The sequence below is a fragment of the Streptomyces sp. NPDC058637 genome (genome assembly GCF_042717325.1).
GTDB lineage: Bacteria > Actinomycetota > Actinomycetes > Streptomycetales > Streptomycetaceae > Streptomyces.
This window is the reverse complement of record NZ_JBHXRD010000070.1, coordinates 1-1896: the sequence shown is the minus strand read 5'-3', so window position 1 is coordinate 1896 and position 1896 is coordinate 1. Positions and strand designations below refer to the sequence as shown.

2 protein-coding genes are annotated in these 1896 nt (G+C 68.2%); one reads left to right on the top strand and one right to left on the bottom strand.

Annotation, left to right across the window (positions count from 1 at the left end; all coding sequences use genetic code 11):
• Nucleotides 1–8: 8 nt before the first annotated feature.
• Nucleotides 9–365: an iron-sulfur cluster assembly accessory protein gene (locus tag ACFWVP_RS34765; RefSeq protein WP_056784314.1), complete on the bottom strand. Its 357-nt coding sequence runs from the start codon at nucleotides 363–365 to the stop codon at nucleotides 9–11.
• Nucleotides 366–594: 229 nt separating this feature from the next.
• Here ACFWVP_RS34765 and nadA point away from each other — a divergent pair, with 229 nt between their 5' ends.
• A complete protein-coding gene (gene nadA / locus ACFWVP_RS34760; RefSeq protein ID WP_384502164.1) occupies nucleotides 595–1794 on the top strand; it encodes a quinolinate synthase NadA in 1200 nt (399 codons plus the stop codon).
• Nucleotides 1795–1896 lie beyond the last annotated feature (102 nt).

Genomic DNA, 1896 nt, shown 5'->3' with positions numbered 1-1896 from the left:
TCTCTGGTCTAGCTGAAGGAGTCACCGCAGGCGCAGGAGCCCGTGGCGTTCGGGTTGTCGATCGTGAAGCCCTGCTTCTCGATCGTGTCCACGAAGTCGACGGAAGCTCCGCCCAGGTACGGGGCGCTCATCCGGTCGGTGACGACCTTGACGCCACCGAAGTCCTTCACGACGTCGCCGTCGAGCGAGCGCTCGTCGAAGAAGAGCTGGTAGCGCAGGCCCGAGCAGCCGCCGGGCTGTACGGCGACGCGCAGCGCGAGGTCGTCACGGCCCTCCTGCTCCAGCAGGGTCCTGACCTTGTCTGCGGCGGCGTCGGACAGGAGGATGCCGTCGCTCACGGTGGTGGTCTCGTCCGATACGGACATCTGCTTCTCTCCCGGGTTGTACGGACTGCTTGCCGACGGTCCAACCATCGGGGCCGCGGATTCATTCCGGGCCAGGCGCGTGTCTGTTCTTTTCATGCTCGCACACCACCCCTCGGGGGGATGCGTCACATCGACGCTATCGGCATCGTCAATCCGGCGTGCGCCGGTTATGATAGATAACGTCAATTAGACGAAAAGGTTTGCTCGCAGAGTTCGCAGAAAAGAAAGGGTGCGTGTCGTGACCACCGCCCAGCCCCTGGATGTCCAGCCGACACCCCTCGCCCTGCTGCTGCTCGGGCGCGAGGCCGACCCGAGGAGCGAGCGCGGCGTCGAATGCCCCGGCGACCTGCCCTCGCCGTCCGACCCGGACCTGGTGGAGCGCGCCCGTGCCGCCAAGGAGAAGCTCGGTGACAAGGTCTTCGTCCTCGGTCACCACTACCAGCGCGACGAGGTCATCCAGTTCGCGGACGTCACCGGCGACTCGTTCAAGCTGGCCCGGGACGCCGCCGCGCGGCCCGGGGCGGAGTACATCGTCTTCTGCGGCGTGCACTTCATGGCGGAGTCCGCGGACATCCTGACCGGTGACGACCAGAAGGTCGTGCTGCCGGACCTGGCGGCGGGCTGCTCGATGGCCGACATGGCCACCGCGGAGCAGGTCGCCGAGTGCTGGGACGTGCTGACCGAGGCGGGCGTCGCCGAGCAGGTCGTGCCGGTCTCGTACATGAACTCCTCCGCCGACATCAAGGCCTTCACCGGCCGGCACGGCGGCACGATCTGCACCTCCTCGAACGCGAAGCGCGCGCTGGAGTGGGCCTTCGAGCAGGGGGAGCCCTCGGCGGCCAAGGTCCTCTTCCTGCCGGACCAGCACCTGGGCCGGAACACGGCCGTACGGGACATGGGGATGACCCTGGAGGACTGCGTCCTCTACAACCCGCACAAGCCGAACGGCGGCCTGACCGTCCAGGAGCTGCGCGACGCGAAGATGATCCTGTGGCGCGGGCACTGCTCGGTGCACGGGCGGTTCTCGGTGGAGTCCGTCGAGGACGTGCGCGCGCGCATCCCGGGTGTGAACGTCCTGGTGCACCCGGAGTGCAGGCACGAGGTCGTGGCCGCAGCCGACTACGTGGGCTCGACGGAGTACATCATCAAGGCCCTGGAGGCGGCCCCGGCCGGTTCGAAGTGGGCGATCGGCACGGAGCTGAACCTGGTGAGCCGGCTCGCGAAGCGGTTCGCGGCCGAGGACAAGGAGGTCGTCTTCCTCGACAAGACGGTCTGCTTCTGCTCGACGATGAACCGGATCGACCTGCCGCACCTGGTGTGGACGCTGGAGTCGCTGGCCGAGGGCAACCTCGTCAACCGGATCCAGGTCGACCCGGAGACGGAGAAGTTCGCGAAGCTGGCGCTGGAGCGGATGCTGGCGCTGCCGTAGGGGGTGGCGGGAGGCTGCGGACGAGGCTCGCCCGTCGTCCCGCGCTTCGGGGCTCCGCCCCCCGCTCTCCGAGGAGAAGGCCCCCGACGCCGTGTGCGGCGT